This is a genomic window from Massilia aquatica, assembly GCF_011682045.1.
Classification (GTDB): domain Bacteria; phylum Pseudomonadota; class Gammaproteobacteria; order Burkholderiales; family Burkholderiaceae_D; genus Telluria_A; species Telluria_A aquatica.
Genome location: NZ_VVIW01000029.1, coordinates 1 through 15,430, shown reverse-complemented (window position 1 = coordinate 15,430; position 15,430 = coordinate 1). Strand labels below are relative to the sequence as shown.

At 58.1% G+C, this 15,430-nt stretch carries 11 protein-coding genes and 2 pseudogenes; 9 read left to right on the top strand and 4 right to left on the bottom strand.

What is annotated here, in order from left to right; all coding sequences use genetic code 11:
• The first annotated feature begins 5 nt into the window (after positions 1-5).
• Genes F1609_RS29440 through F1609_RS29430 form a run of 3 tightly spaced genes read left to right on the top strand, consistent with a single transcriptional unit; the run spans position 6 to position 2,230 of the window.
• Complete coding sequence (locus F1609_RS29440) at positions 6-326, top strand: RedY/HapK family protein (protein ID WP_167080749.1); 321 nt, start codon at positions 6-8, stop codon at positions 324-326.
• Positions 323-1,069: a 4'-phosphopantetheinyl transferase family protein gene (locus F1609_RS29435; RefSeq protein WP_167080748.1), complete on the top strand. Its 747-nt coding sequence runs from the start codon at positions 323-325 to the stop codon at positions 1,067-1,069. The genes F1609_RS29440 and F1609_RS29435 overlap by 4 nt, the downstream gene beginning before the upstream one ends.
• 9 nt (positions 1,070-1,078) lie before the next feature.
• Entirely contained in the window at positions 1,079-2,230 is a 1,152-nt protein-coding gene (locus F1609_RS29430; RefSeq protein ID WP_167080746.1) for a nitroreductase family protein, read from the top strand.
• Between the two features lie 39 nt (positions 2,231-2,269).
• On the opposite strand, the gene F1609_RS29425 is transcribed toward F1609_RS29430, so the two are convergent.
• Positions 2,270-3,613 carry a PAN/Apple domain-containing protein gene (locus F1609_RS29425; protein ID WP_167080745.1) on the bottom strand — a complete coding sequence of 448 codons (1,344 nt, stop codon included), beginning with the start codon at positions 3,611-3,613 and terminating at the stop codon, positions 2,270-2,272.
• Between the two features lie 424 nt (positions 3,614-4,037).
• On the opposite strand from F1609_RS29425, the gene F1609_RS29420 reads away from it, so the two are divergent.
• A complete protein-coding gene (locus F1609_RS29420) occupies positions 4,038-4,790 on the top strand; it encodes a hypothetical protein (protein WP_187363173.1) in 753 nt (250 codons plus the stop codon).
• A 452-nt stretch (positions 4,791-5,242) separates the two neighbouring features.
• Here the strand turns inward: F1609_RS29420 and F1609_RS29415 are convergent, their stop codons facing one another.
• Complete coding sequence (locus F1609_RS29415) at positions 5,243-8,407, bottom strand: nSTAND1 domain-containing NTPase (protein WP_229422132.1); 3,165 nt, start codon at positions 8,405-8,407, stop codon at positions 5,243-5,245.
• 383 nt (positions 8,408-8,790) lie between these two features.
• Here F1609_RS29415 and tssB point away from each other — a divergent pair, with 383 nt between their 5' ends.
• The 5 genes and pseudogenes from tssB to F1609_RS34895 form a co-directional block, all read left to right on the top strand.
• Positions 8,791-9,330, top strand: a complete 540-nt coding sequence (gene tssB / locus F1609_RS29410; RefSeq protein ID WP_167080742.1) for a type VI secretion system contractile sheath small subunit — start codon at positions 8,791-8,793, stop codon at positions 9,328-9,330.
• Positions 9,331-9,371: 41 nt separating this feature from the next.
• The gene (tssC, locus tag F1609_RS29405) at positions 9,372-10,865 is read left to right on the top strand and encodes a type VI secretion system contractile sheath large subunit (protein WP_167080741.1); all 1,494 of its coding nucleotides are present in this window, start codon (positions 9,372-9,374) and stop codon (positions 10,863-10,865) included.
• A gap of 77 nt (positions 10,866-10,942) precedes the next feature.
• The gene (locus F1609_RS29400) at positions 10,943-11,440 is read left to right on the top strand and encodes an Hcp family type VI secretion system effector (RefSeq protein ID WP_229422131.1); all 498 of its coding nucleotides are present in this window, start codon (positions 10,943-10,945) and stop codon (positions 11,438-11,440) included.
• A gap of 291 nt (positions 11,441-11,731) precedes the next feature.
• Positions 11,732-12,481: a hypothetical protein gene (locus tag F1609_RS29390; protein WP_167080737.1), complete on the top strand. Its 750-nt coding sequence runs from the start codon at positions 11,732-11,734 to the stop codon at positions 12,479-12,481.
• Positions 12,482-12,915: 434 nt separating this feature from the next.
• Positions 12,916-13,057: pseudogene (locus F1609_RS34895) on the top strand (IS5/IS1182 family transposase); the annotation flags it as partial.
• A 198-nt stretch (positions 13,058-13,255) separates the two neighbouring features.
• Here F1609_RS34895 and F1609_RS35520 read toward each other — a convergent pair.
• Together F1609_RS35520 and F1609_RS29380 are read right to left on the bottom strand one after the other, a co-directional pair.
• Positions 13,256-13,381 (bottom strand): annotated as a pseudogene (locus F1609_RS35520) (hypothetical protein); the annotation flags it as partial.
• Positions 13,382-14,229: 848 nt separating this feature from the next.
• A complete protein-coding gene (locus F1609_RS29380) occupies positions 14,230-15,138 on the bottom strand; it encodes a hypothetical protein (RefSeq protein ID WP_167080735.1) in 909 nt (302 codons plus the stop codon).
• Between the last annotated feature and the right edge of the window lie 292 nt (positions 15,139-15,430).

The following is a 15,430-nucleotide window of genomic DNA, read 5'->3' as shown; positions in this document are numbered from 1 at the left end:
CTCACATGCAATCGATCGTCCATAAAATCCGCCTGCTTGACATCGGCCATGCGCAGGCTTTCGAAAACTGGGTACTGGAGACCGACTATGCGACCTGTCCGGAATTGCCGAGTGTGCGCAGTTTCGACGTGCACCGGGTCAGTAGTGCGCATGATGCGCCGTTCCACTATATCGAGCTCATCAAGGTGAGCAGCGACGCGGCATTCCAGCGCGACATGGCCAGCGCGAGCTTCGCGCGGCTGGTGGAAGGCTTTTCCACGATGGCCGAAGTGGTGGAGGAAGTCGCCGGCACGCAGCTCGGCGCCGGTTACCAGGCGCCTGCATGAGCGGGATTGCCGCAATCCTGTTGCCGCAGACGGAAACGGCGTGGATAGTGGGCATCGGTGACTGCGTTGTCAGCGCAGTGTCGGTCGACGCGGTAGCGCGGCGCGAACATGATCCTGTTTACCTCGCACGCATGTTTGGCAATGCCGAGCGCGAGCGGCTGCACGGATTGCGGCTGGCCAAGCGGCGCCGCGAATGGATGGCCGGGCGCGTCTCCGCCAAGGCCGCATTACAGCATCTGCATGCGCAGTCTGGTGCTGAATCGCCCTTGCATGCGCTGGTCATCGGCAACAGCAGCGCCGAACACAATCGCGGCCAGCCGCAGGCAGCCGGTGGCCATGTCAGCATCAGCCATTCGCAAGGCTATGCGGTCGCTGCGGCCAGTGCGTATCCGGTCGGCATCGATATCGAGCGTGTCAGGCCGTTTCCGGATGCGGCACGCGAGATGGCATTTACCGCGCACGAATCGCGCCTCAGCGCCGCCGGCGGCGATGCCGTCCTTACCGCGGTCTGGGCCTTCAAGGAAGCCTTCATGAAGGCACACGGGAAAAGCATATTCGGCTGGTTTGCCGACATCGAGCTCGAAGCCATCGGCGGCGACGGCCGCTTGTCATGGCGCCTGTCGCCGCGCCTGCTGGCACAGTTGCCGGGCAGCCAGGGAACGCAGCTGAGCGGCTACGGCGCGCTGATCGGCGATTACGCGCTGGCGCTGGTAGGGCAGTGCGTGTCACACGGGGACGGCTAAGGGGCGTTGATGGAATTTCAAGAAAACCTGCGACAAGCGGTCGACATTGCGCGCCAGGCGCCGTCGTCGCACAACTGCCAGCCATGGAAACTGGTGCACATCGAAGACAGGCGCATGCGGGCGCAACTGTTGCCGGCACATGCCTGGCCGGAGCACGCGCAGTTGCTGCTGCTGGGCATCGATCGCAAGCGTACCTTGAGAGCATTACCCAGTCTGACGCTGGAAATGCAGCTCAGTTGCGGCATGTTCCTCGGCTTGCTGAGCGCGGCCTTCGATGCGCTGGGCTTTCACTGCAACTGGCACTGGCTCGAGAGGCTCGATACGCAGGCCCCGGCAGCCATGCCGTTCTTGCAATCGCTGGAACAAGGGCATGGCTGCCGGGGCCTGGTGTTGCTTGCTCTGCAGCCGCAGCGCGTTCCAGATGCCACGGCATTAGCCGGATTGCAAGACAGCGTCCGCCAGCGCCGTACGCATCGCGCGCCGTTTGCCGAGGGCAGTTGCAGTGACATGGTGCTCGCGCAATTGCTGGAACGGCACTGGCCGCAACAGCTGACCGGGGACCAACTGCATCTCCGGGTGGAACGCAGCCCGGCCTTTATTGCCCGTGCCGCCGGGTTGGTGCGGCAGTTCGCGGCGCTGGACTTCTCCAGCTACCGCGCGTGGAAGGAAACCTACCGCTACCTGCATTTCGATCCGCGCAAGCCGGCCGAAGACGGTTTTTATCTGCATAGCCTGATGGGACCGATGTCGCCGCTGCGTACGCGCATCATGCAATGTGTGCTGGCACCGGAGGTCATGCAAGTGCTGCGTATCGTGCGCGTGCCGCATCACATGGCGGCGCAACTGGCGGCGCTGGTGGAAGACTCGGCGCAACTGCTGTTGTGCAGCCTGCCGTCGGACAACCTTGCATCGACGGTGATGGTCCAGGCCGGCGCGCGCCTGATGGAAGTGTGGCTGAACGCGCAGCGGCTCGGACTGGCGCTGCACCCGCTCAGCGTGATGCTGCAGCACGACCGGGCGCGCGGCCAATTGCAGCACCTTGCCGGGGGCGACCGGCGCATCGTTTTTTTCGCGCGTTTCGGTGCGATCAGGCAGCGGCACGGCGAGTGCCTGCGCAGGCCGCTTGCCGCCATCATTGAAACCCACGGCGAGACAGTCTGACGCATATCCTGCAGACCTGTTCACGCCAGCGCGGATACGCTATTTCCTGCCGGCCGTTTTCCAGCACATCTCCGTGGCCGGGTTGCCGGGCTGGGTCGCGTTGCCAATGCTCGCCGCGTCGAAGAGCACGCACGATGGGTACATGGTGGACGAATGGAAGGCCACGCAACTGCTCGATTGGCTACAGCGCGCCGCACATTCCTGCGACGTTGCAGCTGGAACGTTTGGTGCCGGGAAAGTGCCCCGATCGGGGAGCGGGGAATTGACGGCGCAGCTGTAGTTGTTGTTTTTGAGGTTAGGGTCGAAGCCCTTTTGGCGCAGCTTGGACCAGGTGGCGAGGCGTGCGAACACCTGCCTGGCAAGCGGGCTGCTGCTCCAGTACCAGTCGGTGGCGTAGGGATAGCTGTAAAAGCTGCCGTTGTGCGCAAAGGCCTGGTTGTGCCCGATCTCGTGGAGGAAAATTCTGGCGGTATCCTCCACGTCATAGTCGTTAAAGGAATCGTAACGCGAAGAAATGACCGCGTAGGGCGACAAGGTGACCGTTACCCACGCCACGCCCCCTCCGTAATTGCTCATGGGCGCCGCGACATAGATGTTGATCCGGCCTGGACGGCCGCTGTTGTCGTACTTGACAAAGATCGGGTCCATCGCACGGCCATTGAAGAGTTGGTCGTCGACAATGCGATCGAAGCTGCCGAGGCTGAACACCACTTCGCCATTGTTCATTTCCCGGGTCGCCTTGGCGAGCACTTGCTGCGCGTACTCCCTGGTCCACCTGGCGTTGCCGCCGCTGGTACTGTCGATCACATGGACATCCACCATCAGAATGGCTGGCTGGGTTGCCTTCATGAACAACTTTGCGTTCGACCACGGGCCATTGGTGCTCGACCAGGTCGACTCGAGGCCGTATAGCCTGCAGACGTCGGACGTCGTGATCGTGTGGAAACCGACGCAATCGGCCTTGCCATTACACATCTTGGCACATTGCTGCGGCTGATAACCGTACAAAGTATCCGTCAGCGCACCATTATTGGGGATGGGCAAAAAGCCAGATGTATAGGCTGCAAGCGGGTCCGGGCTGGCTTTCTTCCAGTTCATCTGGACGTTCGACCAAGGCCCTACGCGCGCGGCGACGTCGGCATCGGGTCCATAGAGCTGACATGTATCCCAGTCGGTGAAAGCATAGAAGCCGCTACACGACTGGTTAGCGGAACACGCATCCTTGCAAGCCTGCGGCGTGGTGTTGTAGCGCCTGGCGCCGAGTTCTCCTGTGGCCGGGATCTTCCAAATCCCCGAGAGGTAGTCAACGGCCAATGCCGTGCTTCCCCATAGCAAGCCCAACGCGACAATCAGTATGTTGAACCAAACCGAAACAGTTTTCATCTTGTTCTCCTAATGGACGTTGATTGCTACAAGGATGGGTTGTCGCCAGCCTAGCCGACGCTAGACCGCGGCGCGCCGGGATTGGTGCTTGCGTCGCTTGCTACCCCGGGTGTTGCGGCTTGCGCCATAGCGCCATCGGCCAGCAGTGGCGGTCGATGACAGCCCATGCAGGGATGGTGAAGGGGCCTGGCCGACGTGTGAAGTAACATCCCGTAACGCGGCGCAGCGTGACCGACGGTCCCGTGCAGGGCTTGCGGGCCAGCGCGTGTGGTCTGGGCTGCTTGCGAAATAGAAAAAATTGCCTTTTAAATCAATGGCTTGAAATCGTAAGGTAATCGTAAGGTCAAGATTGATCCATCTCGTTAGAGTCAATTCAGGCACACCTCAGTGCACTTCCTGAATCCCTTTTCCGACTGGATCGACCATGAATACGCACACCAGCAACGCATCGACATTGACAGCCGCCGCCGTGCAAAGCGACGCCACTTGGCAGGCTGTACAACATGTGCTGTCCAGTCCGATCTTCGTGAAAGCGCCGCGCATGCGCGCCATGCTGTCGTTCCTGATGACGAGAAAATTGAGCGGCATGGAAGCGTCGATCAGCGAATACGCAATCGGCATTGAGGTGTTTCACCGTGATGCGCGCGATTACGATACGAGCTTCGATCCCGTGGTGCGGGTGCAGATGGGCAGGCTGCGCTGCCGTCTCGCGCAGTATTACGCGACGGCAGCCAACGTGAACGACTTGCAGATTGTGATTCCTATGGGAACCTATGTGCCCGTGCTGACATCGGTAGCGAGCGCGCGTCCCATCTGTATCAAGTCGGTGGCGCTTTTGCCGCTAGACCGTCCATCGCCGGAAAGCGGCACGCAAAACTTTATTTCCGGACTGGAGGAAGAACTTGCCTTGCACCTGTTCCAGCGCTTTGGCAGCGAATCGGGTGCGTCGGCAGAGCAATATCGCATCGAAGTGCGGGTCAGGACCGAGCCCAGGTACGTGCGCGCGACGATCCGTCTGTTGGACGCCAATACCGGGCAGATCGCCTGCATCCGGCAGTGCGACCGCCACGGTGATTTGGGCATCGCGCTGCAGGAGAAGTTGGCACTGGCGATCTGTACCGACTTGCAGAATTACATATTGGGCGACGATGTCACCCTGCGCGGCTGCGGAGCATGATGGGTCTCCGGGTCGCACACCTTGATGGGATTGAGAGGATTGCCCTCCTGAGGGTCATCCCATATTTTCGTCCTCGTGAGTTGATTGAAGAAGACGACGTCGAATGTATAGTCCAGTTCAGTCTGATTATAAGTAGTAATCAATGCAAGGCAAGAGGCTTGGAAGTCTGGGGACGATGGGATTAAGTGTTGACCCGACTTTGATGTCGATGGGGCCAGTATTGCAGGCGTGGTGACGATCCAACCGTTACGCGAGCTCGCGTAGTCCAAGGCGAACAACGTTTGATACGGAGAAACAGCATTAATAGTGCACGTGGGCGACTTGTTATAGTGGATGCCTGATAGTGGATCGTCATAGGTGTAGTAGACCTCGGAAGACGCATCGATGCCCACGATGGTAACCACCACCGGGACTTGGGAAAGTACTGGAACTGTATGACGCATAGAATCTTCCTATCTTGGGATTAACTTACGGTAGAGAGAGTCCCGATACCCGATCTGTGCAAGCCGTTGCCATGGAGTGTTATCGATCACGGATTGTTGCAGACAAAGCGTCGAGCGGCTCCAGGGATCGAGAATGAAAAAGTCCCTGGTTGAGGTGGTGCTGGGTTCAATGACAGCGAAGGCTTCCTTGCACGCAATGATCGAATTGGTGTCGTCTCTTCGTTTCTTTTGTATCTTTGCGTACAGCAACAGCGACTCCGCCAGCGACAGGCGGATTTGCAAATCGGCAGGCGTACGCTTGTGTAAGAGACGGAACTGTGCAATGACAATGTCAATCTCGCCTTTCGCCCGTTCCAGATCGCCCATCTCGAGCAGCGCCGTCGCAATACGGAAGCGGGCGACGGTTTCGTTGCTGATCCATCGGACGTTTTTCGGGTTCATTGCGCTCTCTGCCGCCAGGTTGGCGTGAATGCGCTGCAGCTGCGGCAGGATGAGCTGCGCGGGTTCAGTGCGCAATTTCACCATCAGATACTCTTGTTGGGCATTCGCCAGTTCAACCTGCCACGCCCGGTTTTTCTTGTCGTTTTGTGCGAGGTCGACAAGTAACGCGGCAGCAGCTGCCAGATCGTCCAGCGCACGATCATCCTTGCCCAGGGCGAGCGCGAGGACCGCGCGATGCTGCAGAGCGCGGGCATAGCGATTGATCCACATGGGCTCGCTGGGAAATCGCTGGCGCAATTGCTGTACCAGTTCCATTTCCTGTTCGTATAGCTGTTCCGCGGCCCCCAGCTGACCCAAGGATTGCTTGGCCAATGCCAACCAGGAATAGGTTTCCGCCAGCGCGGCGATCAGCATTTTGTCGCCGGGCGTGTGTTGCAAAGCGCGCTGTTTCAATGCGAGCGATGCGGCAAACTCCGTTACAGCGGACTCCGGTTTGCCAAGCGCGAAGGCCAGGGAGCCAAGGTTATTGTGCGCGTAAGACTGTTCTATCCACCATTGCGCTTTGTCGGGTTCGAGCATGTGCAACTGTTCGGCAAGCAGCCGATACTGTTGCCATGCGGCCGCAGCTGCCGGCATGTCATTGTGATCCTTGTGCATCTGGCCGATATAGTAATTGTTGTTGCCGAGATTGTTGAGCACCTGGATGTTCTTCGGATCGGCTTCATGCTGGCGCCGCAGTATGGCGTTGGCCTCGGTTAAAGCATCAATCGTTTGCGCAGCGTTGCCTTGCTCCCTGCCGACCTCGCCGATCACTTGCAAGGCCTTGGCACGCAAGGTCAAGGCTGCAGGACTCAGTTCATCTTGCTGCGAACTGCGCAAGTACTCGAGCGACTTGCCGCTGACGCCTTCGAGCAGTTCGAGTTTGCCCAGCGGGCGCAGCTTGTCGGCAAAGTCGCCCAGCATGTAATCGACCAGGCCCTCGACCTTGGTGCGGCGTGCTTCAGCAGTGCGCTTGGCCGCCAGTGAGCTCAGGGCGAACGCCGAATTGAGCACGGCAAGCACAATGATCAGCCCCAAAGCGGACAGGCGCGCCCATTCGAACTGGCGCGCGCGCCGGTTGGACAGGCGGATGAGCTCGCATTCGTCGGGCTCCAGCGACCATCCTCCGGCATCGCGCAGTTGCTTGGCCTCGTCGAGCAGCTTGCCGCGCGGGATGAGCAGATCGGCGCGGCGTCCATCGGCGCTCCAGCGGGCCACCTGCTGCGCCAGTCGGCCGCGCGCCCGCAAGGCATCGCGGTGCGCACCGATCCAGTCGCTCATGCGCGGCCAGCGACGCAGGATCGCTTCGTGCGCAATCCCGAACACCCGTGTCCCGCTGGCCAGGTCGCTGACGAACAGGCGTGCTTCAACCAACGCCGTCACCGTTTCGCGCGCCTGCTCGCTGCGCAGCGCCGACCATGGCGCGCGCTGGCTGGTGACGAGCTCCTCATCGATCGCCAGCACCGTGACCAGCGACATGATGTGCGGCAGTTCGGCGCGGTGATCGTCGCTGAGCCCAACGACAACCTGCTCGGCGCGCCGCCCAATTGCGCCTTCAAGCCCGCCCAGTTCATGGAAGGCGGCGAAGCTCAGTTCACCTTCGGCGGTGCGCTGCTGGTACAGCTCGTGCAAGCAGTATTGCAGCAAGGGCAGGGCGTCCGGACTGGCGGTGGCGCTCTCGCACAGGATGTCGTCAAGGCTGGCGTGGGTAACCGGATCGACGCCGAAGACCAGCTGGGCTGCAGCGGCCGGCTTGCGGATCATCTGGGCGATATCGCTGAAACCGGGCGGCGCCAGATCGACGTGGCCGCCGTAAGGCTTGACTTCGATCAGCAGCGGCAGCGTGGCAATGTTCGGGTAAAAATCGTTGCGGCAAGCGATCACGATCAGGCAAGTGCCGCTGCGCGCCAACTGTTCCAGCGCGGCCAGAAACGCGCTGCGTTCCGCTTCGGTGACGCGGTTGGCGTTGAACAGCGCTTCGAAACGGTCGATAAAGAGGGCCAAGCGGACGCCCGAGCGATGCGGCGCCAGTGCGGCGTCGAGCTGATTGATGACGCTGTTGCAATCGCGTTCCAGCCGCTGGCCCAGCGCAATCGCGCTTTCATCAGGAAATCCGTAGCTGTCGTCCCAGTGCAGGTCGAGCATGGCGCCGGCCAGCGCGGTAAATAGCGTCTGTTCGCCTTGATCGGCGATGTCGAAGGTGGTGCTGGCCAGCAGTGCAGGACCGGTGCCGTCCTGTGCGCGCGACATGGACGGGAACAGGCCGGCCTGCACCAGCGAAGTTTTGCCCGAGCCGCTCGGGCCGAGCAGCAGCAGCAGCGCGAGCCCATGGTCGATCTGCGCCTGGGCCGCTTGCGCCAGCTTGCGCGTTGCCTCGTCGCGGCCGTAGAAGACACCGGCATGGGTTTCGTCGAACGGCAGCAGGCCACGGAAGGGCGAACCGTTTTCCCAATGCGGCGCCTGGACATCGTCCACCGTCCAGTCGACCGCCGCCACGGTGCGGTAGCCGCGTTTGCGAATGGTTTCGATGAAGAGCGGCGCATTGGCGTTGTCGCCCAACAGGCGGCGCAACTGGGCAATGTTCTTGTGGACCGGACTGTCGCCGTGGATCGTGCTGCCCCAGCATTGTTGCAGCAGTTCCTCGGTGCTGACGATGGCACCGTTGGCGCGGCACAGCGCTACCAGCACATCCATCGTGCGCGGCTCCATCTGGCGCGTTTCGCCCGCGTTGTCGATGGTGTTGGAAGCAGGGGCGACCAGCCAGGCTCCTAAGCGAAAGCGCGCCCTTGTTGGGTGCGGATTTGCAACTGGGGAGGGCCGACCAGACATAGAGCCTTTGAAATCTTAGCCAAACTACAATCATTTATCGTATCACGGCGATCCGGCCCTGTCGAACGCATTGTTGTGGATGAGACACCTTGTGTTGTTACTTGTGTTACGTGCAAACGGACTTCTACCATCAACTCCGAACTACCCGCATGACGAAACGAGTTGACGGTGCTTTCAGGTCAGTTGAAATGCTTTGGCGGACCTGCTTGAACGTCTGATCCACAAGTCCAACAACCAGTGAGGATGTGATGTCAGAGAGCTTGCAAAAATGGGTGGGACGCAATCGTCCCCCGCGCGTTCAGATTACCTACGATGTGGAAATCGGCGGCGCGGTCGAGAAGAAGGAATTGCCGCTGGTGGTTGGCCTGCTGGCCGACCTGTCCGGCCAGCCGCTGGAGGCGCCGCCCAAGCTGAAGGCGCGCCGCCTGGTGGACATCGACCGCGACAACTTCAATGAAGTGATGGCCAAGATCGCACCGCGCCTGGATCTGTCGGTGCCCGACACCTACAAGGGCGAAGGCAACCTGAAGATTGAATTGAACTTCACCGAGTTCGATCACTTCCATCCCGAGGCGATCGTCAGTCAAGTGCCACGGCTGGCGAAACTGCTGGAAGTGCGCCAGCAATTGCGCGACCTGCTCGGCAAGCTCGATGGCAACGACGAACTCGATTCGCTGCTCGAAAACATCGTGCAGAACACCGAAGAGCTGAAAACCCTGCGCACCGACGATCCCGCTGCGGCGCACGCCCAGGCAACGGCCGACAGCGCCGAACCGGTTGCATCCTGACCGGGCGCCGATTCATACCAACATCGAAAGTGAGTTCAATTATGGCCAGCACACAAACAGCAGAAAGCGGCGGCAGCAATGCCGCGGTAGTGGAAATGAGCCTGTTGGATCGCATCGTCCAGGAAGGAAAAATGGCGGTCGACCCTTCGCAGAACATGTATGCGCGCAAGCTCCTGGGACAGTTTGCCACCCAGGTGCTGGACGAGGGCATGAGGGCGGCGCCGGACAAGGGCATCGTGGCGATGATCAACGAGCGCGTAGCGCAGATCGACAAGATCCTCAGCGACCAGATCAACGCCATCATGCACCATGAAGGATTCCAGACCCTGGAAGCGTCGTGGCGCGGCCTGCGGGATATGGTGTTCGGCACGGAAACGAGCAGCAAGCTAAAACTGCGCCTGCTGAACGTGTCCAAGAAAGAGCTGCTGAAAGACCTCGAAGGCGCGGTCGATCACGACATGAGCGCGCTGTTCAAGAAGATCTACGAGGAAGAGTACGGCACCTTCGGCGGGCACCCGTATTCGCTGTTCATTGGCGACTATTACTTCGGCCGCCATCCGCAGGACATGGCGCTGATCGAGCGCTTGTCGAAAGTGGCGGCAGCCGCGCATGCACCATTCATCTCCGCCGCCGCGCCGTCGCTGTTCGACATGAGCTCGTTTACCGAATTGGGCGTGCCGCGCGATATGTCGAAGATCTTCGACAGCGCAGAACTCACCTCGTGGCGCGGTTTCCGCGAATCGGAAGATTCGCGCTACGTGGCGCTGGTACTGCCGCGCTATGCCGCGCGTTTGCCGTATGGCGCCAAGACCATTCCCGTGGAATCGTTCGCGTTTGAGGAAGACGTCAACGGCAAAGACCACAGCAAATACCTGTGGGCCAATTCGGCCTATCAGCTGGGGCTGCGCATTACCGATTCGTTTGCCAAGCATAGCTGGACCACGGCGATTCGCGGCGTCGAGGGCGGCGGCAAGATCACCGGCATGACGGCGCATACCTTCAAGACCGATGAGGGCGACATTGTGCTCAAGTGCCCGACCGAAGTGTTCATTACCGACCGGCGCGAGAAGGAGTTGAATGACCTGGGCTTTATCGCGGTGGTCAATTCCAAAGGATCGGACATGGCGGCGTTCTTTGGCGGGCAGTCGGTCAACAAGCCGAAGTTGTACAACCTGGACTCGGCCAACGCCAACGCGGCCTTGTCTTCGCGCCTGCCGTATGTGCTGGCCGCGTCGCGCTTTGCGCATTACATCAAGGTGATCATGCGCGACAAGATTGGCAGCTTCCAGAGCCGCCAGAGCGTGGAGAACTATCTGAACAACTGGCTGGCCGACTACGTCCTGCTGAGCGCGAATGCGTCGCAGGGGGAAAAGGCCCGCTTTCCTTTGTCGGAAGGGCGGGTGGATGTCACCGACGTGGCAGGCAAACCGGGCGCCTATTCGGCCGTGGTTTTCCTGAAGCCGCATTTTCAGATGGAAGAGCTCACCACTTCGATTCGCCTGGTGGCGGAGTTGCCTGCGGCGGTAGCTGCGTAATCGGCGTGCGGGCATCTTTCCCGCACATCTCGTTTTCATTAGCGCGGCGCTGTCCGTAACAGCACCCGCATTTTTATATGGAGCACAAAATGTCAGACGTTCTTATTCTGGACCTGGGTGACAAATACAAAGGCAATTGCACGATCGACGGCTATGCCGACAAGATCATCGTCAATTCGTTTTCGCATAATGCTTACCTGCCGATGGGCAGCGATTCGGCCAATACCGAACGCACCTTGGGCCGGCCCGTGCTCTCCGAGATGTCGTTCTCAAAATCGTCAGATTTGTCCACTACCGAATTGTTCAAAGCGTGCACGCAGGGCAGCAAGATCGGCCCGGCGACACTGAGCATCGGCCGTGTCGAGAATGGCGTGTACATGAACTTCATGACCTACACGATGCAAAACGCGATGGTTTCACAGATGAGTTGCGGCGGGGGCGGCGGAATTCCTAGTGATTCCTTTTCGCTCAATTTCACCAAAATCGAAGCGGTGTTCGCGCAGCAGAATGCCGATTCGACCAAAAAAGGAACCGGGACCTGGAATTGGAATTTGGGGACCATGAAGTCGGATTAGCGCGCGTCGCTCCCAGTGCCCGCAGACTCACTGAAAATTGCATTCGGGAATGTCGAGCAATCTGCAGCCCGGATGTATCATCAGCTATATTGGCCAAAATACCGGTAGCCTTCCCAGTAAATGGCTCTACTGCGATGGCGCGTCGTACGGCAACATGCAATATCCCGAAACTGTATGCTGCAATCGGCGCAGCTTTTGAGTCACAAGGGGATGAGGTTGCGCTTCGCTTCTCAGCTTCGCGCGTTCTCCCTCGTCTAATCGAGATCGACAATCTAATAACTTTGATATCATATGCCATCCACTTTCAAAATATTCGACCTGCCGTTTTCCTTGCCCATGCCCATTGTAGTTACATTAAGAGAGTTAAGCCATCTCCAAAACGGGCATACTGATAACTTGCGGGCTAAAATTATGTTGTCAGCTACAGCACACGGGCAAACCTGTAGAATTTCGCATATGTCACGGGCGAAGGAAAGGGATCATAATGATAGCTTTATTTGGTTTGTCTATGTCGGCGGCGTAAAAATAGGTAAGATTACCGAATCAGGAATTAACGAGTATCCGGCGTCATGCCCTGCGTGCGGCGTAGCACGGGATCAGTGGAAAACCAAGTCGGAGGGGACCAGAGCGCATGACGTTATTAGTTCATCTATTTGGAAAAAGGTATTCGAAAAAGTTATCCAACACTTTAGGCAAAAATTTTTAGATGAAATTTCGAATGAGAATGGCCCGGTCGATAATCAAGCGGCTGAGAATGCCGTTGGCGATTTCAGGAAGATGCTGGAAAAATGCGCAATTACTTCGGCGCCTACTTCAAACATTGGTGCTGCTACCCAAGGGGTGCGGAGTACTTGCAAAGAATGCGAACATTCTCAAGGTTCTCTTAGCCTTTTACAACGAGTTGAGCTCATGGCCGAGTACCGTAAGCAAGGCCCGATAAACGAAGAATTGGCGGGAAAGCTGGTTGGCAAGCAATACGCTGAAACTCTCTCGCCCTCAATATTACGAAATTTAGGATTCTTGACGTTATCGAAGGAGTGAGGCGGAGAATTGAAGGTCTGGAAAATGAGGTTAAATATAAACCTGACTCCGCTGCTAAATATCCGTTTCTGAAGCTTATAGTGTTAAACGGTTCAGGCCGCGAAGAATTCTTTAAATTTCTAGCGAAAACGGCGCTGGCCGAAGCGCAAGTCATTCCCGCCGACATAAAAGACAATCTTATTGGGAAATTTCTGCCTGCGGTCTCGAAAGGGGCAAGCGCGAATGCGAGCGCTAAGAATGGCCACCGCAGTCCCGCCTAGCGAAAAGCCTGGAAGTCGTATTTAATGACGATTATTTTCTAAACTATTGGGCACCTCGAAAAACTACGCCGTGCATGGCATTGTCGCGAACCACCGATTGTGAGGTTCCTGATGATCAGAACCAGCCTATTTTCCGACCAGGCGCGTAGCCAAGCTGAACAAACTGGGCGACGCGCCAAGCGCCGGCAGAAGGACATGGACGCGCCGGACCAAGAAGCATGGCAAGTCCTAATTTGGCTACAAGATGTCGGCCAACGCCGATAAGCGCTACAAGCTGGTATGCACAATCAAGGTCAACACGGCCAACGAGCACGACAGGCTCTTTTGAGCGCTTTGCGATCCGTCCAATCACCGCGCGCGCAACGCGCGGCTGCTCGCGTCTCTTTGCGCCGTGCGGCGTCCATCGCCTCGACAGCCAGGACGACCACATGGAATCGGTCGAAGCTAATCCGGGCCTGGGGCAGCATCTTGGCCAGCCCTTCGTATAGGCGGCGCTCATATCCATGCACACATGCTTGATGTCGTTTGGATCGCCGCCATGCGCGACCATGTCGGCCTTGAAGGCGAACACAGTGCCGCGCTTACGACCCTCGGCCTTGAACAGCAGCCACTTTGCGTCCAGGTCATGGACCAGCGTCACGTAGTCTTGGCATGCCGGAAACTCAAGTCGTCGTGCCGACTATGGCGACGCCTCTCATGTCCTCCTGCGCGCGCGCCACACCGACGTAGTGATCGATCCGGCGCCACAACTGCTTTGCATTGACACGTAGCAGGCCCGCGGCATGCGGGTCCGGCATCGCCTGGCACAGCGCCAAGGCAATCGCCTCGACCAGCAGCAGGAAGCCGCTGCCCGGCCGCGCTTAGGCGCCTCCAAGGACGTGCTCTTGCCGCAAGCGCCGCAATCGATGTGCGGCATGTCGGCGTGCAGCCACGCCTTATGTTGGTAGAAGTCGAGGTGGCGCCAGTCGCGCCGGCCCTGTCGGGGATGTCTTGGCCGTTCACGCCGCAGGCAGGACAAGGCGTTTGCTTGGCGTTGCACGCAACTTCGACATCAATCCTCCGTTTGGCAGTGTCGAGCGCGACCTTGGCCACGTCCAACGGCGATTTCACTCCCAGCGCAGACGTAGACAGGGCTTCGACAGCAATACTCATCGGGGCTTTCTCAATTCAGATAACGCTCATTGATGTGGATGGCACCATCATCGCCGGGTGTCAGCGCGGCCATCGTCACGGAATGCCATGTCGATGGCCGCGCCCAAGTGTGTTGGTTCTACACAGCGTAAAGGGTTCGCTACGCCAGGCCGCGCTCCGCGCACCCCGCCCTTGACCCCGCTCCGGACCTCTGCACATCAGAATACGGGGCAATGCAGGGCGATGATGGCATCAGGCGTTCACGGCGGAAGTCGCCATGGTAGTCGAAGTTGAAGTCAAGTTCCACTCCAAACGGCAATGGGCCATTTTTCGGACACTGATCGCCGGTAGATCGTATTATTTGAAGGGCGAATCGTCAAAGGCCCAATTTAAACTGATGAAATCAAGGTATGTAACCAATTTCAGTCGGAACTTAGTCCAGTTTTCTCGTGCATTTTCAAGGCGCTTGTAGTCGTCGCTTGCCTTCTTTCCCCGCGCTATCAGTGAATTTAATAATGCCGAATAGTGCATGTCTCCCGCGACCGAGGATGCGTTCACTTCAGAGATCAGACATCTCATATGCTTTTCTTTCCAGCGTCTGGTATTGTCAACCGTTGCATTTTCAAATTTGTCCGGCGCATGTTTCCATATCTCTTTGTTGAGCTCCAGATTTGCGCTATAGGCCGACATCTGGCGCTCCAGTTTAGTGTTGGCTGGCCTCGGAGCGAAAGTCGTTTGAGTATTTGGCGCAATACATTGCGAAATCCTGACATTTGTAGTGAGGGTGGTGGCGGTACAATTCATCGATGTGCTGCGCTGCGCTCCCCCCGTTATTTTTTCGAACACGTCGTGGTAATGGGAATCAATGGTTTCACTTGCGTTGTGACGGTTTTCCCATGCCCATCCCGCCCATAGGTTCATTGGTTCCCATAAGTACACAGCACTCAGTCTATGGGGTTTGTTTTTATCCCAATGGGGCGTAACGGAGTAGTTGCTTAAATCGGGTGCATTGATTAATCCAAACGGATTGTCGTAAGCGCAGCCTGCCATAAGCATCAGATAGGAAACTGTTATCGCCCGTTGAGGTGTATTTGGATCCTGTCTGCAGGCGGCGTTATAAACTTTCTCTAAATCGGTTTTTCTGATCTTATGACGCTTATCGAGTGCGCTCGCCATGTTGACGTCCCCAGTGACTGAGCCGGTCAGGGCCAAGGCAGTCGATTCGGACAGAAAAAGTTGCAATGCATTTTCATGTATTGTTGACATGTCGTTTCCATCGCGCTTGCGCGCCGTAGTTAAATCACGAGAGTACAGCGCTGGCTGCCCAGGACTGGAGGCCATTCAGTGTCAAGTCAGTCCATCCTAATCGTCTCCAAGTTGCAATCGCAGTTACCCGATCACATTCCCTGCAAGTCAGTCCGCTGATGGATACTGCTGTGGTCAAGTAATTTCGGACACCACGATAGGTTCGCGTACTGCCATTTTCCGTTCGTAGACGGCGGGCGACAGATTGCCCAATGCTGAATTGATGCGTTTGCAGTTGTAGAAGCCGACGATG